This window comes from Cupriavidus sp. WS (assembly GCF_000395345.1).
GTDB classification, from domain to species: Bacteria; Pseudomonadota; Gammaproteobacteria; order Burkholderiales; family Burkholderiaceae; genus Cupriavidus; species Cupriavidus basilensis_B.
Map to the genome: position 1 here is coordinate 24,281 of NZ_AQPL01000129.1, position 23,180 is coordinate 47,460.

General features: G+C 69.0%; 21 protein-coding genes. 7 read left to right on the forward strand and 14 right to left on the reverse strand.

Annotated features, from left to right (window positions below):
- Positions 1-59 precede the first annotated feature (59 nt).
- Positions 60-1,946, reverse strand: coding sequence for a tetratricopeptide repeat protein (locus K206_RS0112015; RefSeq protein WP_020202661.1), 1,887 nt, complete (start codon positions 1,944-1,946; stop codon positions 60-62).
- 149 nt (positions 1,947-2,095) lie between these two features.
- On the opposite strand from K206_RS0112015, the gene mutM reads away from it, so the two are divergent.
- The 3 genes from mutM (at position 2,096) to mutY (ending at position 6,536) form a co-directional block, all read left to right on the forward strand.
- The gene (mutM, locus tag K206_RS0112020) at positions 2,096-3,025 is read left to right on the forward strand and encodes a bifunctional DNA-formamidopyrimidine glycosylase/DNA-(apurinic or apyrimidinic site) lyase (RefSeq protein WP_029043531.1); all 930 of its coding nucleotides are present in this window, start codon (positions 2,096-2,098) and stop codon (positions 3,023-3,025) included.
- Between the two features lie 259 nt (positions 3,026-3,284).
- On the forward strand, positions 3,285-5,222 hold the full coding sequence (locus K206_RS0112025; protein ID WP_020202663.1) for a dynamin family protein: 1,938 nt from the start codon (positions 3,285-3,287) through the stop codon (positions 5,220-5,222).
- Between the two features lie 120 nt (positions 5,223-5,342).
- Positions 5,343-6,536, forward strand: coding sequence for an A/G-specific adenine glycosylase (mutY, locus tag K206_RS0112030; RefSeq protein ID WP_020202664.1), 1,194 nt, complete (start codon positions 5,343-5,345; stop codon positions 6,534-6,536).
- Between the two features lie 80 nt (positions 6,537-6,616).
- On the opposite strand, the gene K206_RS0112035 is transcribed toward mutY, so the two are convergent.
- The 11 genes from K206_RS0112035 to K206_RS0112085 form a co-directional block, all read right to left on the reverse strand.
- Positions 6,617-7,300: an LON peptidase substrate-binding domain-containing protein gene (locus tag K206_RS0112035; RefSeq protein WP_020202665.1), complete on the reverse strand. Its 684-nt coding sequence runs from the start codon at positions 7,298-7,300 to the stop codon at positions 6,617-6,619.
- Between the two features lie 87 nt (positions 7,301-7,387).
- Positions 7,388-8,296 carry an RNase adapter RapZ gene (gene rapZ / locus K206_RS0112040; RefSeq protein ID WP_020202666.1) on the reverse strand — a complete coding sequence of 303 codons (909 nt, stop codon included), beginning with the start codon at positions 8,294-8,296 and terminating at the stop codon, positions 7,388-7,390.
- A 116-nt stretch (positions 8,297-8,412) separates the two neighbouring features.
- Complete coding sequence (locus K206_RS0112045; RefSeq protein WP_020202667.1) at positions 8,413-8,748, reverse strand: PsiF family protein; 336 nt, start codon at positions 8,746-8,748, stop codon at positions 8,413-8,415.
- A gap of 202 nt (positions 8,749-8,950) precedes the next feature.
- Complete coding sequence (hprK, locus tag K206_RS0112050; RefSeq protein WP_020202668.1) at positions 8,951-9,922, reverse strand: HPr(Ser) kinase/phosphatase; 972 nt, start codon at positions 9,920-9,922, stop codon at positions 8,951-8,953.
- A 78-nt stretch (positions 9,923-10,000) separates the two neighbouring features.
- Positions 10,001-10,456 carry a PTS IIA-like nitrogen regulatory protein PtsN gene (ptsN, locus tag K206_RS0112055; protein ID WP_029043533.1) on the reverse strand — a complete coding sequence of 152 codons (456 nt, stop codon included), beginning with the start codon at positions 10,454-10,456 and terminating at the stop codon, positions 10,001-10,003.
- A 418-nt stretch (positions 10,457-10,874) separates the two neighbouring features.
- Positions 10,875-11,225, reverse strand: coding sequence for a ribosome hibernation-promoting factor, HPF/YfiA family (gene hpf, locus K206_RS0112060; RefSeq protein WP_020202670.1), 351 nt, complete (start codon positions 11,223-11,225; stop codon positions 10,875-10,877).
- Between the two features lie 49 nt (positions 11,226-11,274).
- Positions 11,275-12,750 carry an RNA polymerase factor sigma-54 gene (locus K206_RS0112065; RefSeq protein WP_020202671.1) on the reverse strand — a complete coding sequence of 492 codons (1,476 nt, stop codon included), beginning with the start codon at positions 12,748-12,750 and terminating at the stop codon, positions 11,275-11,277.
- Between the two features lie 133 nt (positions 12,751-12,883).
- Positions 12,884-13,672 carry an LPS export ABC transporter ATP-binding protein gene (gene lptB / locus K206_RS0112070; protein ID WP_020202672.1) on the reverse strand — a complete coding sequence of 263 codons (789 nt, stop codon included), beginning with the start codon at positions 13,670-13,672 and terminating at the stop codon, positions 12,884-12,886.
- Positions 13,673-13,706: 34 nt separating this feature from the next.
- Positions 13,707-14,351 (reverse strand): lipopolysaccharide transport periplasmic protein LptA, encoded by a 645-nt coding sequence (lptA, locus tag K206_RS0112075; protein WP_029043534.1) that lies wholly within the window; start codon positions 14,349-14,351, stop codon positions 13,707-13,709.
- A 92-nt stretch (positions 14,352-14,443) separates the two neighbouring features.
- Entirely contained in the window at positions 14,444-15,064 is a 621-nt protein-coding gene (lptC, locus tag K206_RS0112080) for an LPS export ABC transporter periplasmic protein LptC (protein WP_020423758.1), read from the reverse strand.
- A gap of 15 nt (positions 15,065-15,079) precedes the next feature.
- Positions 15,080-16,063: an SIS domain-containing protein gene (locus tag K206_RS0112085; protein WP_029043535.1), complete on the reverse strand. Its 984-nt coding sequence runs from the start codon at positions 16,061-16,063 to the stop codon at positions 15,080-15,082.
- A 153-nt stretch (positions 16,064-16,216) separates the two neighbouring features.
- Here K206_RS0112085 and K206_RS0112090 point away from each other — a divergent pair, with 153 nt between their 5' ends.
- On the forward strand, positions 16,217-18,196 hold the full coding sequence (locus K206_RS0112090; RefSeq protein ID WP_020202676.1) for a cation:proton antiporter: 1,980 nt from the start codon (positions 16,217-16,219) through the stop codon (positions 18,194-18,196).
- A gap of 46 nt (positions 18,197-18,242) precedes the next feature.
- On the opposite strand, the gene K206_RS0112095 is transcribed toward K206_RS0112090, so the two are convergent.
- Both K206_RS0112095 and K206_RS0112100 read right to left on the reverse strand, forming a co-directional pair.
- A complete protein-coding gene (locus K206_RS0112095) occupies positions 18,243-18,635 on the reverse strand; it encodes a ribbon-helix-helix domain-containing protein (protein WP_020202677.1) in 393 nt (130 codons plus the stop codon).
- Between the two features lie 63 nt (positions 18,636-18,698).
- A complete protein-coding gene (locus K206_RS0112100; protein ID WP_020202678.1) occupies positions 18,699-19,277 on the reverse strand; it encodes a DJ-1/PfpI family protein in 579 nt (192 codons plus the stop codon).
- 216 nt (positions 19,278-19,493) lie between these two features.
- On the opposite strand from K206_RS0112100, the gene K206_RS0112105 reads away from it, so the two are divergent.
- The 3 genes from K206_RS0112105 (at position 19,494) to K206_RS0112115 (ending at position 22,663) form a co-directional block, all read left to right on the forward strand.
- The gene (locus tag K206_RS0112105) at positions 19,494-20,066 is read left to right on the forward strand and encodes an adenine phosphoribosyltransferase (protein WP_020202679.1); all 573 of its coding nucleotides are present in this window, start codon (positions 19,494-19,496) and stop codon (positions 20,064-20,066) included.
- Positions 20,067-20,106: 40 nt separating this feature from the next.
- A complete protein-coding gene (locus K206_RS0112110; protein WP_020202680.1) occupies positions 20,107-20,721 on the forward strand; it encodes a LysE family translocator in 615 nt (204 codons plus the stop codon).
- Positions 20,722-20,980: 259 nt separating this feature from the next.
- Positions 20,981-22,663, forward strand: a complete 1,683-nt coding sequence (locus tag K206_RS0112115) for a Na/Pi cotransporter family protein (protein WP_029043536.1) — start codon at positions 20,981-20,983, stop codon at positions 22,661-22,663.
- The last annotated feature ends 517 nt before the right edge of the window (positions 22,664-23,180 follow it).

Genomic DNA, 23,180 nt, shown 5'->3' on the forward strand with positions numbered 1-23,180 from the left:
GCGGGTGGATCATCGGACGCGGCGAACAGAGGCGAACGTCGGCGAAGGCAGGCGCGGGCCTACTTGGACAGCGCCGACAGCGGCACGTTGTAGCGGCGCAGGGTGTCGATCAGGATCACGTTGTCCGGCTCGATCTTGGCGGCTTCGGTCCAGGTCTTGCGCGCCTCGTCCTGCTGGCCGAGCTGCCAGAGGACCTCGCCCAGGTGGGCGCCGATCTCGGCCTCGGGCGCCCGGGCGTAGGCGTTGCGCAGCAGTTCGGCGGCCGGCTGGAGCTGGCCCAGGCGGAATTTGACCCAGGCCAGGCTGTCCATGATGTAGGGATCGTCCGGGCCCAGCGCCGAAGCCTTCTCGAGCAGCTGCAGCGCCTCGGGCAGGCGCACGTTGCGGTCCGCCAGCGAGTAGCCGAGCGCGTTGTAGCCCTGCTTCTGCTCGGGCTGCATGGCGATCACCCGGCGCAGCAGCGTCTCCATGCTGTCGTAGCGCTTCTCGCGCTCGTCGAGCATGGCCAGCTCGTAGACCCAGTCGGAGTTGTCGGGCTCGGCCGTGGTCCGCTCTTCCAGCACCTTGCGGGCGCGGCCGTAGGCCTTGGCGTCGAGCAGCATGCCGACCTCGGCCTGGCGTATCGCGGTCATGCGCTGGGCGCGCTGGTCCGGCTCGGCGATGTCCTCGCTGTCGGCCAGCATGTCGTTGAAGACGGCCTGGGCATCGTCGAGCTTGCCCATGCGGCCCAGCAGCTGCGCGCGCTTCACCGCGGCGGCTGGCGCCAGGCGGCTGTCGTCGATGCGGTCGAGCCAGGCCACCGCGGCCGGGTAGTCCTTCTTTTCCTCGGCGATCTGCGCCAGGTACTGGTAGGCGATGTCCGGGCTGGCGGTCGGCACCTGGCCGGCCAGCTGCAGGTATTCCTTCAGGTACTGCTCGGCCTCGTCGTAGCGCTTGGACTGCAGGCTGGTCAGGCCGAGCGCGAGCGGCACGCGCGGGTCCTTCGGCGCGATCTTGCGCAGGGTCTCGAACTCGGCGCGCGCGGCCTGCAGGTCGTTCTGCTGCAGGTACAGGCGGGCCAGCGTGATGTGCCCGTTGATCGAGACCGGCGCCTTGTCGACGAAGGCTTTCAGCCCGGCGATGGCCTGGTCGGGCGCGCCGTCCGCGCGCAGCTCGGCGGCCATCAGCGCGGCCGCCTCGTAGTCGGGCCGCATGCGCAGCGTCTGGTCGAGCTCGGTCAGCGCGCCGGGGATGTCGTTGGCGGCTTCCCTGGCGCGGGCCAGCGCGAGGTGGGTCTCGGCCGAGCCCATGTCGTTGGCCACCAGGCGCCGCAGCAGGGCGGCGGCGCCGGCCGGGTCGCTGGTGCGCGAGAGCTGCTGCTGCATCTGCAGGATCGCGTCCGGCCGGTGGCCCGGCGGCACGCCGTTGAGCTGCAGCGCGAGCAGCGGCTCGGCCTCGTCCCAGCGGGCGCTCAGCACCAGCAGGGTGGACAGCACCTGGCGCGCGCCCGCCGAAGTGGGCGCAAGCTCGGTCCACAGGCGCGCGGCCTCCAGCGCCTGCGGGGCGCTGCGCGCGTTGAACGCGATCTCGGTGGCGCGCTGGGCGAAGCGCGGGTCGCGCGTGTTGCGGGCCAGTTCCAGGTAGGTCTGGTAGGCCGGGCCGATCACGCCGCGCTGCACGGAAATCTCCGCGGCCAGCACGCGGTACAGGATGTCGCCGGTCAGCGGCACCGCCGGCAGCGGCATCTTGGGCGGCAGCGGGTTGGAGCGGGCCGGCGCCGGCGCGGCTTCCGCGGCGAGCGTGAGCGGACGGGCGTCGGCGGCATGGCCGGCGAGCGGAGCCAGGGCGCAGACCGCCAGCGCGGCCGCGGCGATGGCCGCCAGCCTGTGACGCAGGGGCCGCCGGGCCGGCCGGGCAAGGATGGAGTCAGCGGGGGTCATCGAGGTACGGTCCAGACGGTCCGACATGTGGGTGGGTGCTCCAGCACGCAAAAGCGCAGATGCGATGGGATAGTTAAGGGCATTGTAGCCTGCCGTTACAATGCCTTGCTTGTCCGCGTGGCGCCAGCCGGCATGGGGCTTCTGGCGGTTTGAGTGGCTTGCAAGGGAGAGGTTCGATGCCTGAGTTGCCGGAGGTCGAAGTGACCCGGCGCGGCTTGCTGCCGCACGTGGTCGGCCGGCGTATCGCCGAGGTCGTGGTGCGCCATCGCGGCCTGCGCTGGCCGGTGGAAACCGGGCTGGAGGCGCAACTGGCCGGGCGCGTGGTCGCGCGCATCGAGCGGCGCGGCAAGTACCTGCTGCTGGAGTGCGTGCGGGCGGCCCCGCACGATGATGGGGTGCCGGGCCCGGCCGCCGTGGCGGGTCCGGCGCCTGGGTCGCCGCCCGGAGGCGAGCGCGGCTGGCTGCTGATCCACCTCGGCATGACCGGCACGCTGCGGGTGCTGCCGCAGGCGCCGCCGCCGGGCGCGCACGATCACCTCGACCTGGTCCTGGCCGGGACGGACGGAGATGGCGCCGCGGCGCCGCTCGTGCTGCGCTTTCGCGATCCGCGCCGCTTCGGCGCGGTGCTGTGGAGCGCGCTGGCGGAGGCCGAACTCGAGACCCATCCGCTGCTGCGCGGGCTCGGCATCGAGCCTTTCGACGCGCGCTTCGACGGCGCCTGGCTGCACCGCCACGGGCGCGGCCGCAGCGCGGCCATCAAGACCGTGCTGCTGGCCGGCAACATCGTGGTCGGCGTGGGCAACATCTACGCCTCCGAGAGTTTGTTCGCCGCCGGCATCCGCCCGACCACGCCGGCCGGGCGGCTGTCGCTGGCGCGCTGCGAACGGCTGGCCGCGGCCGTGCGCGACACGCTGGCGCGCGCCATCGAGCGCGGCGGCAGCACCCTGCGCGATTTCGTCGGCAGCGACGGCAGCAGCGGCTACTTCCAGCTCGACTGCGCGGTGTACGACCGCGCCGGCCATCCGTGCCGGGTGTGCGGCACGACCATCCGGCAGATCGTGCAGGGCCAGCGCTCCACCTTCTATTGCCCGACCTGCCAGCGTTGAGCGGCGCCCGGCGAAGTGCTTCGCGGGCGTCTTGCGGCTGGTGCCGCGCGCACCCGATGGGCCGGCGCAACACCGCGGCCCGCGGGCGCTTCTAATTTCACAAAAGTGCGCCGGAAACCTGTATCTTCGATAACGTAAAAAAGTGTTACAGAATACACAGCCGAATACTCAGCCCCTGCGCCGGCGCGAGCCGGCGTAGACGCCTGCGCCAGGCCCGTGATGCCGCCGCGGGGGCTGATCGCTCAAGATCCCAGTACCAATGACAACCCTCGCCCTTCAATTCGAACAGTACGGCGCCTGGAGAACCGGGGTACTCGATTCCCTGGCCGAATTCCGTGGCTGGCTGCAGCAGCACGACCTCTACGACGCCCAGGCCGACGAGCGCGCGCAGCGCATCCAGAGCGTGCTCAAGAGCGACCGGCTCAAGGTGGCGTTCATCGCCGAGTTCTCGCGCGGCAAGAGCGAACTGATCAACGCGATCTTCTTCGCCGACTACGGCCGGCGCATCCTGCCGTCGTCGGCCGGGCGCACCACCATGTGCCCGACCGAGCTGCGCTACGACGAGACCGAGGCGCCCTGCATCCGCCTGCTGCCGATCGAGACGCGCCTGCAGGAAGCCTCCACCGCCGACTTCCTCGACGTCGATTCGCACTGGCACACCGTGCCGCTCGACCCGTCCTCGCCCGACGGCATGCTCGACGCCTTCCGCCACGTGATCGAGACCAGCCGCGTCACGCGCGAGATGGCCGAGTCGCTGGGCCTGTACAACGACAAGGACCCCGACGCCGCCTACGCGCTCGACGCCGACGGCATGGTCGAGATCTCGCGCTGGCGCCACGCGGTGATCAACTTCCCGCATCCGCTGCTGCGCCAGGGCCTGGTGATCCTCGATACGCCGGGCCTCAACGCCATCGGCACCGAGCCGGAACTGACGCTGCGCCTGATCCCCGATGCGCACGTGGTGGTGTTCATGCTGGCCGCCGACGCCGGTGTTACCAAGAGCGACCTCGACCTGTGGCGCAGCCATGTCAGCGCGGGGCACCGCAAGGGCTGCCTGGCGGTGCTCAACAAGATCGACGGCCTGTGGGACCCGCTCAAGTCGCCGGCCGAGACCGCCGCGGAGATCACGCGCCAGGTCACCTCCAGCGCGCAGGTGCTGGGCATCGACGAGGCGCGCGTCTACCCGGTGTCGGCGCAGAAGGGCCTGGTCGCCAAGGTGACGCACGACGACGACCTGCTCGTGCGCAGCGGCCTGCCGCAGTTCGAGCACGTGCTGTCGGACCAGTTGATCCCGCAGCGGCGCGAGATCGTCGCCGACCAGGTGCAGCGCGCCGTCGAGGAGATGGCGCGCGGCGCGCAGCAACTGCTGCAAAGCCGCCGCCGCAGCATCGTCGAGCAGTTGTTCGAGTTGCGCGGGCTGCGCGGCAAGAACCACGCGATGGTCAAGCACATGCTCTCGCGCGTGCAGTCCGAGAAGGAGGAGTTCGAGCAGAGCATCGCCAAGTTCCAGGCGCTGCGGCTGGTGTTCGGCCGGCACAGCGCCGACATCATCAAGAGCCTGCAGTTGCGCGACGTGCGCAGCACCATGCGCGAGCGCCGCGAGCAGATGAAGGAGCGCTTCTTCTCGCGCGGCCTGCGCGAGGACATGGACAGCCTGTTCGCGCGGCTGGTCGAGCTGGTCAGCGAGGCCGACCAGAAGATCGCCCAGCTGCACCAGCTCACCGACAGCATGTACCGCCGCTTCAATGCCGAGCACGGCTTCACGCTGCCGGCGCCGATCCAGTTCGTCACCGCGCGCTACGTCAGCGAGCTGCAGGCCACGCTGGCGCTGGCCAACACGCATTTCGGCGCCATGAGCATGCTCACGCGCTCGCGTCCGCAACTGGTGCAGAGCGCGTTCTCGACCATCGCCAGCCGCGTGCTGGAGACCTTCCGCGACCTCAATCGCGACATCGAGATCTGGCTCAAGTCGGTGATGACGCCGCTCGAGGCGCAGGTGCGCGAGCACCAGAAGCAGCTGCGCCGCCGCGTCGATTCGATCGAGCGCATCCATGAAGCCACCGACACGCTCGAGAGCCGCATCGCGCAGCTCGAGGAAGTGCTCAACGGCCTGGACGACCGCAGCGGGCGCATCGAAGCCTATGCCCGGCAGATCCTGCGGCCCGAGAGCAGCGGCCACGCGCGGGCGGCGGCCTGAAAGCAGGCTGAAGGCAGTCTGAAGGCGGCATGAAGCAGCGCGGCCCGCGGGCCGCGCCGCGGGAGGCGGTATCATGACGCGCCGCCGCTCCCGGCGCCGCCTTTGCTCGCCACGTCCCCGATGCCCCGCAAGTCCGCCGTCCTGTCCGCCGATATTCCCGCCACCGTAGCCCGGCCCGCCGCCGGCGTTCCCGCCGCCGGTGTTCCCACCGATTTCGCCGCCCGCGTGGTGGCGTGGCAGCGCGTGCACGGGCGCCATGACCTGCCGTGGCAGAACACGCGCGACCCGTATCGCATCTGGCTGTCGGAGATCATGCTGCAGCAGACCCAGGTCAGCGCGGTGATCGAATACTTCCAGCGTTTCGTCGGCCGCCTGCCCACCGTGGCCGCGCTGGCCGAGGCGAGCGCGGACGAGGTGATGGCGCTGTGGGCGGGGCTCGGCTACTACTCGCGCGCGCGCAACCTGCACCGCTGCGCCAAGGCCGTGATGAGCGAGCACGGCGGCGTGTTCCCGAGCGACCCCGAAGTCCTGGTGACGCTGCCCGGCATCGGCCGCTCGACCGCGGCGGCGGTGGCGGCCTTCAGCGCCGGCGTGCGCTCGCCCATCCTCGACGGCAACGTCAAGCGCGTGTTCGCCAGGTTCTTCGGCATCCACGGACATCCCGGCGTCAAGGCGGTCGAGACCCGCATGTGGCAACTGGCCGGCGAGGTGCTGCCCGCCCAAGGCCCCGCGCAGTCCGAGGACATGGTGTCCTACACCCAGGGCCTGATGGACCTCGGCGCCACCATCTGCTCGCGCGGCAAGCCCGCCTGCCTGGGCAGCGCCGCGGCCTGTCCGCTGTCCGCCGACTGCGTGGCGCGCCGCGACGGCCTTACCGCCGCGCTGCCCACGCCCAAGCCGCGCGCCGCCATCCCCGAGCGCAGCACCGTGATGCTGCTGCTGCGGCGCGGCCGCGAGATCCTGCTCGCGCTGCGTCCCGACAGCGGCATCTGGGGCGGCCTGTGGAGCCTGCCCGAAATGCCGGTCGACACCGTGCCCTTCGACGCCGAGCGGGCCGAGGACGCCGCGCTCGAACGCGCCCGCGCGTTCGGCACGCCCGGCCGCGCCGAACTGGTCGGCGAGCTCACCCACGTCTTCACCCACTTCCGCCTGCTGATCCGCGCCATCCGCGTGGACATGACCGCGCTGGCCATGCGCGACGGCGGCGATGGCCCCGCGCTGCGCTGGATCTCGCTGGATGACCTGGACGAAGTCGGCACGCCAGCGCCGGTGCGCAAGCTGCTCGAAACGCAAGCGCAAAGCGGCCTGTTCTGATGGTTTGATCAGCGCCCCGAAGGTGCGAAGAAATCGTAGCGCCTGCCACGGCCCGCGCAGTAGATTTATTCGCGCCTTCGCTACAGGATGTGGTGTTGGTGCATGTACTTGTGGACGATCTCGATCCGCATCCCCGCGTCCGGCAGCGCCATCAGCATCTGCTTGGCCTTGAGCGGCACCGGCAGCAGCTCGCACAGGCGGTTCGCCACCCAGCTCGGGTCGTCCCACAGGAAGGGCTCGCAGAAAGGCAGCTTGCCCGGGTGCTCGGCATGCAGCGCGCCGACGATGCGGCGTAGCACGGCCAGGCATTCGCCCAGCAGTTCCAGCTTGCAGTCGATGATGTCCGGCGGCAGCAACCTGGCCTGCCCGACCAGCAGGCCGTTGTCGCGCACGCTGTAGCTGAGCAGCTCGAAGCGCTGCCGGCCGCGCGTGCTGATCAGCAGCACGCCGAGCTGCTCCATGTTGCAGTCGATGATGTCGGCCAGGCAGCCGACGGTTTCCGGCACGGTGGGCTCGTCGGGGCGGGCCACCTCGCTGCCGCTGGCGATCAGGCACACGCCGAACGGCGCGCGGTCGCGCATGCAGGCGCGCACCATGTCGACGTAGCGCGCCTCGAACACGCGCAGCGGCAGCAGGCCGTCGGGGAACAGCACGGTGTTCAGCGGGAACAGCGGCAGGCTATCCAGCGTGGGCGGCGCCGATGTGGCGGACAGGGAAGGCGAGGCGGATGGGCCGGGTGCGGCGGGCGTGGCGCGTGAGGACATGCTGAGCCAGCAAAGGTTGCGGGCGGGCAGCGGTGCCGGGCACCGGCTGCCGGGGCCGGGCCGCGAAGGCGGGCGCGGCAGCGTGTATCAGCCGCCCGGCGCGAGCTCGCGGTGTCTCACCAGCACATTACCATGCGCGCGGAAATAGTTGGCAAGTCTTTCTGCGATGTAGACCGAACGGTGCTGGCCGCCGGTGCAGCCGATGGCCACGGTCAGGTAGCTGCGGTTGTCGGCGATGAAACTCGGCAGCCACTTTTCGACGTAGGCGCGGATGTCCTCGGCCATCGCCAGCACCATCGGCTGGCTCTGCAGGAAGTCGATCACCGGCGCGTCGCGCCCGGTCAGCGGGCGCAGGGCGAGGTCGTAGTACGGATTGGGCAGCGAGCGCACGTCGAACACCATGTCCGCGTCGCTGGGCACGCCGTGCTTGAAGCCGAACGACTCGAACAGCAGCGTGAGCTGCAGGCCGTCTTCGCGCACGAATTCCTTGATCCAGGCGCGCAGCGTGTTGGTGCGCACGTTGCTGGTGTCGATGCGGTGCGCGGCCTCGGCCAGCGGGCTGAGCAGCTCGCGCTCCATCTCGATCGCCTCGACCAGCGAGGTGTCGTTGAGCGGCGCGGCAGCGGCGACATTGTCTGCATTGTTCTCGCCGGCCGCGCCGGGCTTCTCGGTGCGCATGGACAGCGGGTGGCGCCGCCGCGTCTCCGAGTAGCGCTGCACCAGCGCGTCGGTATTGGCGGTCAGGAACACCACGCGGACCTGGTGCTCGGCCGCGAGGTCGCGCAGCGTGCCCGGCAGCTGGTCGAGCGATTCGCGGCTGCGGATGTCGGTGGCGACGCCCAGGTGCGTGTAGCCCTGGGACGCGAGATAGCGCGCCAGTTCGGGGATGAACTGCGCTGGCAGGTTGTCGACGCAGTAGTAGCCCGCGTCTTCCAGTACGTTCAGGGCGACCGACTTGCCGGAGCCGGAAATTCCGGTGATAAGTATGATGCGCATAGCGTCACAAGCATAACATCAGGGGAATGACGCCGTCATGACGGCGCGGGCGCCAAGAAAAATGGCGAACCGGGGTTCGCCATTCGACTGCGTGCCTTGCCGCAAGGGCGGCCCTTTTACTTGGACAGGCAATCCTTCATGAAGGCCTTGCGCTCGTCGCCCTTCTTGCCGGTGGCGTCCTTGTTGCACGCCTTCATCTTTTCCTGCTGGCTGTTGCCGGGCGCCGCCGCCGGCTTGTTCGACAGGCAGCCCTTCATGAAGGTCTTGCGCTCGTCGCCCTTCTTGCCGGAAGCCTGGGTGTTGCAGGCCTTCATCTTGTCCTGCTGGGTGTTGGCGGCTGCGGGTGCCGCCGCGGGGGCGGCGGGTGCGGCGGGGGCCGCAGCCGTCTGGGCAAACGCCACGCTGGCGAACAGCGGGGCTACCAGCGCGCACATCGCGATCATCTTCTTCATGCTTGCTCTCCTGGCTGTGGAAAACGTCATGGCCGCCGGCCTGTCGGCGCGGCGGCTCGGGGTGGGCTCGATGCCCATTACAGCACAAAACGGACGATGTCCCAAAGCCGTTGACGGCCTGGACCCGCAAGCAATGTAAGCAAATGAAAACCGCGCGGGGCGGGCGCGCTTTCTGCGCGCGCGCGCCCGCGCTCCCGGCGCTTCAGAGCAGCCGGCCCTGGCCGCGCGCGACCACGTCGGCCTGCATCGCCGCGCGCTGGCGGTCCATGAAGTCGCGCAGCGTGTCGATGCCGCGCAGGCGCAGGATGGTGTTGCGCACGGCGGCCTCGACCAGCACGGCGAGGTTGCGGCCGGCCGCCACCTGGATCTTGACCATGTGGATCGGCAGGCCGAGCACGTCGAGGTATTGCGAATCGAGCGGCAGGCGCTCGAACTCGCCGTCGTTGCGGCGCACGAGCTGCACCACCAGCTTCATCTTCATCTTCCGGCGCACCGCGGTCTCGCCGAAGATGGTCTTGATGTCGAGCAGGCCCAGCCCGCGCACCTCAAGCAGGTTCTGCAGCAGCGGCGGGCAGCGGCCTTCGATGAAGTCCGGCCCCAGGCGCACGAAGTCCACCGCGTCGTCGGCCACCAGCCCGTGTCCGCGCGAGATCAGTTCCAGGCCGAGCTCGCTCTTGCCCAGGCCCGACTCGCCCATGATCAGCACGCCCATGCCGAGGATGTCGAGGAACACGCCGTGCATGGTCACGCGCGGCGCGGAGATCCGCGAGAGATAGAGCCGCAGGTGGTCGATCACCGCGGCCGAGGACACCGGCGTGGTGAACAGCGGCGTGGACGAGCGCGTGCAGCGCAGTTCCAGGTCGGGCGGCGGCTCCATGCCGTCGGCGATCACCAGGAACGGCGGCTCGAGCAGGATCAGCTCGCCCATCTGGCGCTTGCGCATCTCGTCGTCGAGGCGCTGGTAGTAGGTGATCTCCGGCTTGCCGAGCACCTGGATCCGGTTCGGGTGGATCAGGTTCAGGTGGCCGACGAGGTCGGCGGCGGAGGTGGCTTCGCGCGCGAACTCGACGTCGAAGGCGCGGTCCGCGCCTTCCAGCCCAGCAACCCAGGAGAGTTTGATGTCGGCTGCGTTGTCGTCGAAGATCGACTGCGAGGTGACGCCAGTGAGTTCCATGCGGCTACTTTCGGGGGACGGGCTTTCAGGCCGGGCGGGCCGTCGCCCGGCGTGCCGGGTGGCGGCTGCCCAGGCGGATCAGGGATGCCATTGCGTCAGCAACTGGTGCACGGCATCGGAAGTGGGCAGGGTGGCGAGTCCTTCGCGCATTTCGCGGTCGGACAGCAGCTGGGCGATCTCGGAGAGGATTTCCAGGTGTTGCTGGGTGGCCTGCTCGGGCACCAGCAGGAAGATCAGCAGCGATACCGGCTTGCCGTCCGGCGACTCGAACGGGATCGGCTCGGCCAGGCGCATGAAGCCGGCCAGCGGCTGCTTCAGGCCCTTGATGCGGCCGTGCGGAATGGCCACGCCGGCGCCGAGGCCGGTCGAGCCCAGCGATTCGCGGGCAAACAGGTTGTCGGTCACGGTGGCGCGCGCTACGCCGTGGTTGTTCTCGAAGAGGAGCCCGGCCTGTTCGAACACCCGCTTCTTGCTGGTGACGCTGACGTCGAGGTTGATGTTGCCGGGTGGCAGCAATTTAGCCAAACGATTCATGTGGAATGCGCAGGTTTTTCTAGTAAGCAGGCCCGGGGCCGGCAGGGGGGCGCGCCAGGCAAAAAGGGGATGAAAAGGCTGGTGCCGGCTCATACCCGCATTGCACCGGTTGTCCCATGCCGGTGTCGGGCGTCTGGCCATTATAGAGCAGGCCCGCCCCCGCCTTGTGCATCGCAATAGCCCGTGCGCGGAAGCGGTGCCGCGCGCATGCCCGGAATCGCTGAACCACCGTTCATGTATTGCGCAGCATACACCGGCGGCGGGGCGTTGCGGAATCCCCTTGTGGCATTGCGCAACGGCCGCCGGCGCGAGGGTGGACACGAAAGCGGACGGCGCAAAAAAGCCGCGCAACGGGCGCGGCTTGTTCTGGTTCAAGGGACTGACACCGGCGGCCCCCTTGGCGGGCCGCCAGGCACGGTCATTGCTGCATCTGCGATGCGGCCATCTGGTACTTGACCGCGTCGCGGTCGTGGCTCTGCACGCGATCCTTGTGGCGAATCACCTGCCGGTCGAGCTTGTCGACCAGTGCGTCGATGGCGGCATACAGGTCTTCGTGATGCGCCTCGACAAAGATGTCCTTGCCCTTGAGATGTAGATTGATTTCCGCATATTGCCGCCGGTCCTTTTCTTTTGTATTGTCGACAGAGAGCAGCACGCTTACGCCAATGACTTGATCGAAATGCCTGACGATACGCTCCAGTTTCGTTTCCACGTACTCACGCAGCGGGGGCGTGATGTCCAAGTGGTGTCCACTGATCTTGAAGTTCATAGCGTTTCTCCTTCTGAAAGAGCCACACCAGGCAGGCGGTGCGGCTCGGCTACAAAGTCTTGCGGAGATTGACGGCAGGGATTTTCAGCGCTTCACGGTATTTGGCCACGGTTCGCCGGGCCACCACGAAGCCTTGCTCGCCGAGCAGTTCGGCGATCCTGCTGTCCGACAGGGGGTTCCTGGGGTCTTCGGCTCCTATGAGTTGCTTGATCAACGCCCTGATTGCCGTTGATGAGGCCGCGCCGCCGGTTTCCGTGGATACGTGACTGCCGAAGAAGTACTTCAGCTCGAAAGTCCCCATCGGCGTTGCCATGTATTTATTAGTTGTCACCCGAGAGATGGTGGACTCGTGTAAACCCAGTGTATCGGCAATCTCCCGCAAAACCAAGGGGCGCATCGCAATTTCCCCGTGGGTGAAGAAGTTCTTTTGACGTTCGACAATCGCTTGTGCGACGCGCAATATGGTGTCGAAGCGCTGCTGGATATTCTTGATGAGCCAGCGCGCTTCCTGCAGCTTCTGCTGCAGCCCGGCCGCGCCGGAGTCGCCTTTTGCGCCGCGCAGGATCTGCGCGTACATGTCGTTGATGCGTAGCCGCGGCATCACATCCGGGTTGAGCTGCGCGATCCAGCCGCCGCTCATTTTCCGCACGAACACGTCGGGCACGACGAAGTCGGCTTCGGGGCGGCTGTAGGCATGGCCGGGGTAGGGCGCGAGCGAGCGGATCAGCTCGTGCGCGGCCTTGAGGTCGGCCTCGTCGACCTGCAGCGCCTTCTTCAGGCGCGTGTAGTCGCGCACCGCGAGCAGTTCGAGATGGCTGGTGACGATGGTCAGGGCCAGCTCGCGCTGCGGATGCTTGAGCCGGCGCAGCTGCAGCGCCAGGCATTCGGCGGCGTTGCGCGCGCCCACGCCGGCGGGGTCGAAGCTCTGCAGCAGCGTGAGGATGGCGTGCACCTCGTCGAGCTCGAATTCGAGCTCCTCGGGCAGTTCCGTGCAGATTTCCTCGAGCGAGGCGCTCAGGTAGCCGTCGTCGTCGAGCGACTCGATCAGGAAGATGGCCAGGCCCTTGTCGCGCATGGAGATCTTCAGCGGGGCGAGCTGCTCCATCAGGTGCTCGCGCAGCGTGGGCTCCGCGTCGCGCAACTGCATCGGGGTCTTTTCGTCCTCGTCGCCCTGCGGGCGGCGGGCGAAGTCGTCCAGGCTCCAGTCGTTGCCGTAGTCCTCGCCGCTGTCGCTGTAGCTGTCCTCGCTGTCGGCGGCGCCGTCGGCGCGGTTCTCGCTGGTGCCCTGGCCGTCGGCGGGGGCCGGCGCGGGCGCGCTCTGCAGGTTGACCGAGCCGTCGGCGGCCACGCGCAGCGGGCTTTCGATCCAGTCGTTCTCGCGTTCGAGCAGCGGATTCTCGGTCAGGGCCTGTTCCACTTCCTGCTGCAGTTCGAGCGTGGACAGTTGCAGCAGGCGGATCGACTGCTGGAGTTGCGGCGTGAGCGCGAGATGTTGCGAGAGGCGGAGCTGTAGCGACGGTTTCATGCGAGCTATTTTATGCCCAACTTCCGTACTGGTGGAACGGAAATTGCTATCGCTGGCGTCGCCGTGATCGTTTGCGGGGCGAAAGGCGGCATGAACGCCGCCTCGCGGGTGTCCCCGCGTGCCCCTCCCGCGGCTACATGCGGAAGTTCTCGCCCAGGTAGACCTTGCGCACCGACTCGTTGGCGATGATGTCTTCCGGCTGCCCGGACGCCAGCACCGTGCCTTCGCTGATGATGTAGGCGTGGTCGCAGATGCCCAGGGTCTCGCGCACGTTGTGGTCGGTGATCAGCACGCCGATGTTGCGCGCCTTGAGGAAGCTGACGATGCGCTGGATCTCGCCCACCGCGATCGGGTCCACGCCGGCGAACGGCTCGTCGAGCAGGATGAAGCGCGGCGCGGAGGCCAGCGCGCGCGCGATTTCCACGCGGCGGCGCTCGCCGCCCGACAGCGACAGCGCCGGGTTGTCGCGCAGGTGGGCGATCTGCAGGTCGTCGAGCAGGGTGTCCAGGCGCCGCTCGATCTCGGCCTTGGCCAGCGGCTTGCCGTCGTGGACCTGCAATTCCAGCACGGCGCGGATGTTCTCCTGCACGTTGAGCTTGCGGAACACCGACGCTTCCTGCGGCAGGTAGGACAGGCCCATGCGGGCGCGCTCGTGGATGGCCAGGCCGCTGATGTGCTTGTCGTCGAGCACGATGTCGCCCTCGTCCAGCGCCACCAGCCCGACGATCATGTAGAACGAGGTGGTCTTGCCCGCGCCGTTGGGGCCGAGCAGGCCCACCACCTCGCCGCTTTTCACGTCGAGCGACACGTCCTTGACCACCGTGCGCGAGCCGTAGCGCTTCTTCAGGTGGCGCACGACGAGCGTGCTGCTTTCGGTCAGGACGTTGGTCGCGGACGACGGTTCGGTCAGGGTAGCGGTCATGAAGGCGTGAATCCGTGGGTCGGCTGCGGCGGGGTCAGGGGGCGGCGGGGGCCGGCGCGGGCTTGAGCGGCAGCGCGCTGGCGGCGGCGCCGCTGGCGGGCTGCTCCTGGCGCGGCGACAGCACCGCGCGCACGCGCCCGGACGGGCTGCCCGCGGTGGCGTTGTCGGTGCCGCCGGTGGCCGTGTAGAACTCGTTGCGGCTGTCGTAGGTGATCACCGCGCCGCGGATCTCGTCGATCAGCTTGGCGCCGGCCAGGCGCGCCATGCGGGCGTGGCCGATCAGCTTGGACAGGTCCTGCTTGCCGTCGGACTCGATGCGGTCGCCCCAGCCGTCGATGTATTCGTCGACGTTGTCGCGCTTCTGGCGGATGTAGGCCTGCTTGCCGCCCTTGGAGGTGGCCACCGCGTACTGGTAGCCCTCGGGGTCGGTGCGCACTTCCGCCGCGTCCGACTTCAGCACCATCGTGCCCTTGGTCAGCACCACGTTGCCGGTCAGTACGTACACCTGCTTGACGTCGTCGTAGCTGGCGTTGTCGGCCTCCAGCACCAGCGGCTTGTCGCGGTCGGCCTTCTCGGCGCGGGCCGGCGCGGCCAGCGCCAGGCCGAGGAGGGCCGCAGCCGTCATCAGGGCAGCCGTGCCGCGGCGGCGACAGGACGATGTCGTCAGGAATGGATTCATATTGGCGTGGTGGCGGTTGGCGCGGACGGCTGTGGCCCGCGGGCGGCTTCGTTTCTCTGGCGGTTTCCGGGTGGGGCCACGTCAGGCCCTGCTCACGGCCTGGCCGGCGGCGGGACCGTGATGATGGTGCCGTGTACGTTACCCAGCAATTGTACTTCGCGGGTGACGTTGTTGAAGACGAGCCCGTTGGCGGTCATCACGGAAGGCCCGCGCGTGAGCTTGACGGCCTTGTCGGTCTTGACGATGTCGTCGTTGACCAGCACCTGGAAATACTCGGAGGCGGCCGTCATGGGCGGGTCCTTGGACGGGTCGGGCCCCTGCGCGCGCACGATCAGGGCGTTGCCGAACAGGTCCACCACCGAGCCCTCGGCGTTCATGGTGCCGCGGTCGGCATGGCCCGTGACCGGCGGGCGGCCGATCTCGTAGGCGCGCATGGCCGGCCTGGTCACTTCGTAGGTCTGGTCGTCGGCGAAGTGGATCATCTTGTCGCCGGTGAAGCGCATCTTGGTGTTGCCGTCCTCGGCCAGCTCGGTGGCCGAGAAGCGGACCATGTAGTAGTCCGGCTCGTGCTTGGCGCCGACAGGCCCGGCGGGCGCCTCGCGCGGCGAATTGACCTGCACCAGCCAGAACGTGCTGCCGGCCACCAGCGCCATCAGCAGCAGGGGCAGCAGCCGCATGCCGAGCCGGCCGAGGGAGGACAGGAATTCCCGCATGTGTCGTGGCCGGCCTCAGATGACCTTGGCGCGGGTCAGGTCGTGGATGTGCAGCGCGCCCACCAGGCGGCCGTCGGCGTCGACCACCAGCATCTGGTTGATGCGGTTGGCCTCCATCACCTGCACCGCTTCCACGGCGAGCTGGTCCGGGCCCACGGCGTGGGGCGAGCGGTGCATGACCTCACTGATCGGCATGGTCTTCCAGTCGCGCGGCGTCTCCAGCAGGCGGCGCAGGTCGCCGTCGGTGAACACGCCGATCAGGCGCTCGTCCGGGTCCACCACGGCGGTCATGGCCATGCCCTTGCGGGTGATTTCCATCAGCGCCTGGGCCAGCGGCGTGTTTTCGCGCACCTTGGGCACGGCGTTGCCGCTGCGCATGACGTCGCGCACGTGCGTGAGCAGCTTGCGCCCGAGCGCGCCGCCCGGGTGCGAGCGGGCGAAGTCTTCCTCGCCGAAGCCGCGCGCGTCCAGCACCGCCACCGCCAGCGCGTCGCCCATCGCCAGCGCGGCGGTGGTGCTCGCGGTCGGCGCCAGGTTGAGCGGGCAGGCTTCCTTCTCGACGCCGGCATTGAGGTGGGCGTCGGCCAGCTTGGCCAGCGCCGATTCCGGGTTGCCCGTCACCGAGATCAGCTTGGCGCCGATGCGCTTGACGATCGGGACGATCGACAGCAGCTCGGCGGTCTCGCCGGAATTGGAGAAGGCGATCAGCACGTCGTCGCGCGTGACCATGCCGAGGTCGCCGTGGCTGGCCTCGGCGGGGTGCACGAAGAACGAGGGCGTGCCGGTCGAGGCCAGCGTGGCCGCCACCTTGCGCCCGATGTGCCCGGACTTGCCCATGCCCGACACCACCACCCGGCCGGTGCACCCGAGCGTGAGCTCGACGGCGCGCGCGAACTCGCCGTCCAGGCGGCCCGCGAGGGCGGCAACGGCTTCGGCTTCGGTCTGGAGCGTGTCGCGGGCGAGCCGAAGTGCTCGATCCGCATTGAAATTAGCTATCATGGCGACGAAGTATACCAACGAATGCGATGGCGCTTTGGCTGTTCCGGGGATCGGGGCGGCCGTTGCGGCTGCCGCGCCTGCCGCAACCCGCCGGCAGGGCCGCCCGCGCCGGGCCTGGCCCTGGCGCGGGACGGCGCACCCAGACCCCTTTCGATGCATTCTCCGCTGGACCTGACTCTCGTGCTGCTGGCCGCCGCCGTGTTTGGCGTGGTCGCTTTCCGCATGCTGCAATTGCCGCCGATGCTGGGCTACCTGGCGGTCGGCATCCTGATCGGGCCGCACGCGCTCGGGCTGGCCAGCGATACCGCGCAGACCAAATACCTGGCCGAATTCGGCGTGGTCTTCCTGATGTTCTCGATCGGGCTGGAGTTCAGCCTGGGCAAGCTCAAGGCCATGAAGCGCCAGGTGTTCGGCCTGGGCGGCTCGCAGGTGGTGCTGTCGATGCTGGCGGTGGTGCCGGCGAGCTGGCTGTTCAACTGGGCCTTCCCGCTGTCCTGGCAGGCCTCGGTGGCGCTCGGCGGGGCGCTGGCGATGTCGTCCACGGCCATCGTCTCCAAGATGCTGTCCGAGCGCCTCGAGCTGGAAAGCGAGCACGGGCGCAACATCATCAGCATCCTGCTGTTCCAGGACCTGGCCGTGGTGCCGCTGCTGATCGTGATTCCGGCGCTGTCGCGCGACCCCGGCGACCTGGTCATGGCGCTGGTGCTGGCCACGGTGAAGATCGCGGTGGCGCTGAGCGTGATCTTCTTCCTCGGCCAGAAAGTGATGAGCCGGTGGTTCCACGTGGTGGCCGCGCGCCGCTCGCAGGAACTGTTCATGCTCAACCTGCTGCTGGTCACGCTGGGCATGGCGGCGCTGACCGAGCGGCTCGGGCTGTCGATGGCGCTGGGCGCCTTCATGGCCGGCATGCTGATCTCCGAGACACCCTACCGCCACCAGGTGGAGGAAGACATCAAGCCGTTCCGCGACGTGCTGCTGGGGCTGTTCTTCGTCACCATCGGCATGCTGCTCAACATCCACGTGGTGCTGGACCACCTGTGGCTGGTGCTGGCGCTGCTGGTGGTGCCGATCCTGTTCAAGCTGCTGCTGATCGCCGGGCTGGCGCGCCTGTTCGGCTCGCGCCAGGGCGTGGCGATCCGCACCGGGCTGGGGCTGGCGCAGGCCGGCGAGTTCGGCTTCGTGCTGCTCAACCAGATCGACGGCCTCAACCTGGTGGACCCGGTGCTGACGCAGGTCATCCTGGCCTCGATGCTGCTCTCCATGCTGGCCGCGCCGTTCCTGATCCAGTACAGCGACGCCATCGTGCTGCGCTTCGCCGCCAACGAATGGCTGATGCAGTCGCTGAACATGACGCGCATCGCCGTGCAGAGCCTGCAGACCGAGAAGCACGCCATCATCTGCGGCTTCGGCCGCAGCGGGCAGAACCTCGCGCGCATGCTGGAGCGCGAGGGCATCACCTACGTGGCGCTCGACCTCGACCCCGACCGCGTGCGCGAGGCCGCCGGCGCCGGCGACACCGTGGTGTACGGCGACGCGGGCCGGCGCGAGGCGCTGATCGCCGCCGGCCTGCACCGCGCCGCGGCGGTCATCATCACCTACGCCAACACGCCGTCGGCGCTCAAGGTGCTGCACCACGTGCAGGAGCTCGCGCCGGCGCTGCCGGTGATCGTGCGCACGGTGGACGACTCGGAACTCGGCGTGCTGCAGAAGGCCGGCGCCACCGAGGTGGTGCCGGAGATCATCGAGGGCAGCCTGATGCTGGCCTCGCACGCGCTGGTGCTGCTGGGCGTGCCGATGCGGCGCGTGGTGCGCGGCGTGCAGCAGGCGCGCGACGCGCGCTACAGCCTGCTGCGCGGCTACTTCCACGGCCGCGACGACGACGAGGACATGGTGGAGCGCGAGTCGGTGCGGCTGTGCTCGGTCTCGCTCGGGCCGGACGCCACCGCGCTCGGGCGCAGCCTCGGCACGCTCGGGCTGGAGCGCATCGGCGTGGAGGTGACGGCGGTGCGCCGGCGCGGCATCCGCGCGTTCGACCCGCAGCCCGAGACCGTGCTGGAGCCGGGCGACATCGTGGTCCTGCGCGGCCAGCCCGAGGCGCTGGAAGCGGCGGAAAAACGCATGCTGACGGGCTGATGCCCGCCGTCAGGCAAATGCGCGGATCGCGGTCAGCTACCTACCGTCAGGCCGCCGCGCGCGGCGCGGCCGTGGCGCTCGCCGCGCCGTCGGCCCACGACGGCGGCAGGCCTTCGAGCACCGAGCGCGCGTCGAGCGAGCGGATCGGCACCAGCGGGTCGGCCGGGATGCGGCCCTCGCCCTGCAGCATCAGGTAGCGCAGGCAGCACACGCGCAGGAAGGACGTGAAGTTGGCCGCCTCGCCCCGGTAGGCCACCAGTTCGTCGTGCAGCCGCGTGATCAGCTGGCCCACGCTCATGGCGTCGCGCCGGGCCAGCGTTTCCAGCACTTCCCAGAACAGGCTTTCCAGGCGGATGCTGGTGGCCACGCCATGCAGCCGCAGCGAGCGCGACTGGCACAGATACGACTCCGGATTGGCCCGGATGAAGATTTCGCACATGGGAGACTCCCGTTCGGCGCGGCCGGCGGGCAACGCAAGCACGCGGGCCGCCTCCGGCAGCCTCTAATGTACGATCCGGGTGCCCAGCACCGCAAGGAACTGCGCCAGCCAGGCCGGGTGCGCCGGCCATGCCGGGGCGGTCACGAGGTTGCCGTCGGTATGGGCCTGGTCCACCGGGATGTCGGCGTACTTGCCGCCGGCCAGCCGCACTTCCGGCGCGCAGGCCGGGTAGGCCGAGCAGGTCCGTCCTTCCAGCACGCCCGCGGCGGCCAGCAGTTGCGCGCCGTGGCAGACCGCGGCGATCGGCTTGCCGGCGCCGGCGAAGTGGCGCACGATCTCCAGCACGCGCTCGTTCAGGCGCAGGTATTCGGGGGCGCGCCCGCCCGGGATCACCAGCGCATCGTAGGCGGCGGGATCGACCTCGGCGAAGGTCGCGTTGAGCGCGAAGTTGTGGCCGCGTTTCTCGCTGTAGGTCTGGTCGCCCTCGAAGTCATGGATGGCGGTCGCGCAGCTCGCGCCGGCCTTCTTGTCCGGGCAGACCGCGTGTACCGTGTGGCCGACCATCTGGAGCGCCTGGAACGGCACCATCGTTTCGTAGTCCTCGGCGTAGTCGCCGACCAGCATCAAGATCTTTTTTGCCATCGCGGTCTCCTGTATGGTTACGGGTGCCCGGCGGGGCGCACGCGCGGACGGACCGCGCGCCCGGCCCGCCCGGCGCGAGCCCATTGTGTTGCCGTTCGCGGCCGCCCGGGTAGTAACCCATTACCGCATCCTGTCCCGCAGCCTGTTCCGCACCCCTCCGGCATCCGGCCACCGCGGCCGGCCTGCCGGGCCGGCAGGCCGCACCAACGAGTTCCCATGCCCAATACCACCATCCAGTCGTCCGCCCTCGGCCACGTCACCGAATACCTGCGCGAGCGGATCCGCACCGTGCCCGACTGGCCGCAGCCCGGCGTGATGTTCCGCGACATCACCCCGCTGCTGCAGGACCCCAAGACCCTGCGCGTGCTGATCGACGTCTTCGTCCACCGCTACATGGACGCCCGCCTGGACCTGGTCGCCGGCATCGACGCGCGCGGCTTCATCCTCGGCGCGATCGTCGCCTACGAGCTCAACCTCGGCTTCGTGCCGATCCGCAAGAAGGGCAAGCTGCCGTTCCAGACCGTGTCCGAGGAATACGAGCTCGAATACGGCAGCGCCACCGTCGAGATCCACGCCGACGCCTGCAAGCCCGGCGACCGCGTGCTGCTGATCGACGACCTGATCGCCACCGGCGGCACCATGATGGCCGGGCGCAAGCTGCTCGAGCGCCTGGGCGCCACCGTGGTGGAGGGCGCGGCCATCGTCGACCTGCCCGAACTGGGCGGCTCGCGCCACCTGCTCGACAGCGGGCTGCCGCTGTTTACCGTGTGCCGCTTCGACGGGCACTGAAGCCGGGCGCGCGCCTGAATCAATCACCGGAGCCTCTGCCATGCCGGATCTGCTGCTGTTCCTCGTCACCTCGGTCGCCATCACGCTGGCGCCCGGGCCCGACAACCTCCAGGTGCTGGCGCGCGGCATGGCGCAGGGGCGCCGCGCCGGCGTGGTGGCGGCGCTCGGCTTCGCCTCGGGCTGCCTGTTCCACACCGTGGTGGCCGCGGTCGGGCTGGCGGCGGTGCTGCGCTCCTCGCCGCTGGCGTTCCAGTGCATCAAGTTCGCCGGCGCGGCCTACCTGATCTGGATCGGCATCCAGGCGCTGCGCTCGCGTGGCGCGCTCGGCCGGGGTGCCGACGCGCCGGCGGTGCCGCTGGCGCGGGTGTTCCGCCAGAGCGTGCTGGCCAACCTGATGAACCCCAAGGTGACGCTGTTCTTCCTGGTGTTCCTGCCGCAGTTCGTGCGCGCCGACGCCGCCCACGCGGGCTGGCAGATGCTGCTGCTGGGCCTGGTCTTCATGCTGCAGACGGCGGTGGTGTTCTCGCTGTTCGGGCTGTTCGCGGGCGTGCTGGGCGACTGGCTCCGGCACCGGCCGCGCGCGGGCCGCTGGCTCGACCGCGTGGCCGGCGCCATCTTCGTGGCGCTCGGCGTCAAGGTCGCGCTGCCGGCCTGAACGCGCGCGGGCGGCCCGGCGCCGCCGCGTTGCGCCGCGTGCCCACGCCCTGTCCGCCCCCCGTCCGCGGCGTTGCCCGCCCATGCGTGGCGGCGCATAATGCCCTCTTGACAACGATACGATGGCCGGGCGGCACCTTGCGCCGGCATTTGCATCAGCTCCGGCATCAGCGCCGCGCCCGGCCCCGCGTCCGGCCCCGCATCTTCCGGCTCCTGCATCTGCCCTCGCAACGGCGGCACCGGTCACAGAAGGGCAGACCATGGGCGTTCTACTTCATTTGCTTTCCGGCGTGGCGCTGCTGGTGTGGGGCACCAACATCGTCAAGGTCGGCATCCTGCGCGTGTACGGCGCCAACCTGCGCCACGTGCTCTCCTCCAGCATCGCCAACCGCTTCACGGCGTTCGCCGCCGGCCTCGGCGTGACCGGGCTGGTACAGAGCAGCAACGCCACCGCGGTGATCGTCAGCTCCTTCGTCGGCCAGGGCCTGATCGCCGTGGCGCCGGCGCTGGCCATCATGCTGGGCGCCAACGTGGGCACCGCGGTGATGGTGCAGGTGTTCTCGCTGGACCTGTCGTGGCTGTCGCCGCTGCTGATCTTCGTCGGCGTGATCCTGCACCTGAGCTGGAAGGGCAACAAGCCCGGCCACGTCGGCCGCGTGCTGATCGGCCTGGGGCTCATCACGCTGGCGCTCGAGCTGATCTCCATCGCCACCCGGCCGGTGGTGCAGGCCGCCGGCGTCAAGGTGCTGTTCGGCACGCTGACCGGCGATCCCACGCTGGACATGCTGGTCGGCGCCTTCCTCACCATCCTGTGCTATTCCAGCCTGGCGGTGGTGCTGTTCTGCGGCGCGCTGGCCTCGGCCGGCGTGGTCTCGCTGCACGTGGCGATGGCGCTGGTGCTGGGCGCCAACCTCGGCTCCGGCATCTCCGCGCTGCTGACCACCTCGGGCAACAACCAGCCCGGCAAGCGCGTCACGCTGGGCAACCTGCTGTCGCGCCTGCTCGGCTGCGTGATCGCGCTGCCGCTGCTGGGACAGGCCGAGCGCCTGCTCGCGCTGCTCGACGCCGATCCGCAGCGGCTGGTGGTCAACTTCCACCTGCTCTTCAACGTGGCGCTGGCGGTGCTGCTGCTGGGCGCCACCGGCCCGCTCGCGCGCCTGTGCGAAGCGGTGCTGCCGGGACGCAACACCGGCGACAGCCAGGTCACGCCGCGCCACCTCGACGCCGCGGCGCTGACCACGCCCACGCTGGCGCTGTCCAACGCCGCGCGCGAAGTGCTGCGCATCGGCGACCGCATCGAGCAGATGCTCGACAACATGCTGCGCGTGCTGCGCACCAACGATGCCAAGCTGGCCACCGCCACCTGCCGCATCGACGACGAGGTCGACGACCTCTACACCGCGATCAAGCTCTACCTCACCCAGATCAGCCTGGAAGCGCTGGACGAGCGCGACGGCCGCCGCTGGACCGAGATCATCTCGCTCACCATCAACCTCGAGCATGCCGGCGACATCATCGAGCGCATCCTGCTCGACGCGCGCGAGAAGAAGATCGCCCACAACCTGGCGTTCTCGGAAGCGGGCATGGAGGAAATCGCGCAGATGCACGCGCGCGTGGTGGCGAACCTGCGGCTGGGGTTGTCGGTGTTCCTCTCCGGCGACCTCAAGAGCGCGCAGCAGCTCATGAGCGAGAAAGCCACCTTCCGCGAACTGGAGCGCCGGTTTGCGCGCAACCACCTGCAGCGCATTGCGGTGCAGACCGCGGAGAGCATCGAGACCAGCTCGCTGCATCTCGACATCATCAGTAATCTCAAGCGGCTCAATTCGCTGTTCTGCGCCACGGCGTATCCGGTGCTGGAGGAAGCGGGGGTGCTGAATCGGAGCCGGATGAAGGAGGATGATGGGGAGCCGCCGGTGGGGGTGGTGTCTTCGGCGGGGGTTTGAGGTTGATGGGGGGGAAGGTTTAACGTCAACTGCCTAACGTCAACTGCTTAAAGTCAAAGTCAAAAGCCTAAAGTCAAAGTCAACATCAAAGTCAAAGGCTTTCGCTCCCCCGGAGCGACCTACTTTCTTTTGCCCGAAAAGAAAGTAGGCAAAGAAAGCGGGCTGCCTGGCCGGCAGGGGCAGAAACGTTGGGATTGCTTAGGTTGCTGGTTTCGTCGTGGGGTTCGTGGTTCTGCTGGCATCCTGCCGTTACCGGTGCGAGCGACCACGATCTGGCTGGCGGTATGGGTTGCGGGGTCAGACCTATGATGACGGGCGCACCGCTGGTTCGGGCATCTGCCGTTACCGGTTTTGGCTGTCACGGCGTAGCACCCTCGTGTTTTCGTGGTGGGCGTGGTGGACCGGGGCGCGGGTGTTGGCGGGTACGCGGGACCACCGCGCCCACCACGAAACCAGCACCATCTCTATGACGAGCCCATCCGCCCCGGTCGCGGCAGCAGCCCGAAGGGCCTGGACC

Bases quoted from the DNA above. Each gene is read 5' to 3' on its own strand.
- K206_RS0112085 (WP_029043535.1), bottom strand. From the start codon at position 16,063: ATGATAGCTAATTTCAATGCGGATCGAGCACTTCGGCTCGCCCGCGAC.
- ptsN (WP_029043533.1), bottom strand. From the start codon at position 10,456: ATGAATCGTTTGGCTAAATTGCTGCCACCCGGCAACATCAACCTCGAC.
- K206_RS0112025 (WP_020202663.1), top strand. From the start codon at position 3,285: ATGACAACCCTCGCCCTTCAATTCGAACAGTACGGCGCCTGGAGAACC.
- K206_RS0112015 (WP_020202661.1), bottom strand. From the start codon at position 1,946: ATGTCGGACCGTCTGGACCGTACCTCGATGACCCCCGCTGACTCCATC.
- K206_RS0112045 (WP_020202667.1), bottom strand. From the start codon at position 8,748: ATGAAGAAGATGATCGCGATGTGCGCGCTGGTAGCCCCGCTGTTCGCC.
- hpf (WP_020202670.1), bottom strand. From the start codon at position 11,225: ATGAACTTCAAGATCAGTGGACACCACTTGGACATCACGCCCCCGCTG.
- K206_RS0112065 (WP_020202671.1), bottom strand. From the start codon at position 12,750: ATGAAACCGTCGCTACAGCTCCGCCTCTCGCAACATCTCGCGCTCACG.
- K206_RS0112100 (WP_020202678.1), bottom strand. From the start codon at position 19,277: ATGGCAAAAAAGATCTTGATGCTGGTCGGCGACTACGCCGAGGACTAC.
- lptA (WP_029043534.1), bottom strand. From the start codon at position 14,351: ATGAATCCATTCCTGACGACATCGTCCTGTCGCCGCCGCGGCACGGCT.
- K206_RS0112115 (WP_029043536.1), top strand. From the start codon at position 20,981: ATGGGCGTTCTACTTCATTTGCTTTCCGGCGTGGCGCTGCTGGTGTGG.
- K206_RS0112090 (WP_020202676.1), top strand. From the start codon at position 16,217: ATGCATTCTCCGCTGGACCTGACTCTCGTGCTGCTGGCCGCCGCCGTG.
- hprK (WP_020202668.1), bottom strand. From the start codon at position 9,922: ATGGAACTCACTGGCGTCACCTCGCAGTCGATCTTCGACGACAACGCA.
- K206_RS0112110 (WP_020202680.1), top strand. From the start codon at position 20,107: ATGCCGGATCTGCTGCTGTTCCTCGTCACCTCGGTCGCCATCACGCTG.
- lptB (WP_020202672.1), bottom strand. From the start codon at position 13,672: ATGACCGCTACCCTGACCGAACCGTCGTCCGCGACCAACGTCCTGACC.
- K206_RS0112035 (WP_020202665.1), bottom strand. From the start codon at position 7,300: ATGTCCTCACGCGCCACGCCCGCCGCACCCGGCCCATCCGCCTCGCCT.
- mutY (WP_020202664.1), top strand. From the start codon at position 5,343: ATGCCCCGCAAGTCCGCCGTCCTGTCCGCCGATATTCCCGCCACCGTA.
- lptC (WP_020423758.1), bottom strand. From the start codon at position 15,064: ATGCGGGAATTCCTGTCCTCCCTCGGCCGGCTCGGCATGCGGCTGCTG.
- rapZ (WP_020202666.1), bottom strand. From the start codon at position 8,296: ATGCGCATCATACTTATCACCGGAATTTCCGGCTCCGGCAAGTCGGTC.
- mutM (WP_029043531.1), top strand. From the start codon at position 2,096: ATGCCTGAGTTGCCGGAGGTCGAAGTGACCCGGCGCGGCTTGCTGCCG.
- K206_RS0112095 (WP_020202677.1), bottom strand. From the start codon at position 18,635: ATGTGCGAAATCTTCATCCGGGCCAATCCGGAGTCGTATCTGTGCCAG.
- K206_RS0112105 (WP_020202679.1), top strand. From the start codon at position 19,494: ATGCCCAATACCACCATCCAGTCGTCCGCCCTCGGCCACGTCACCGAA.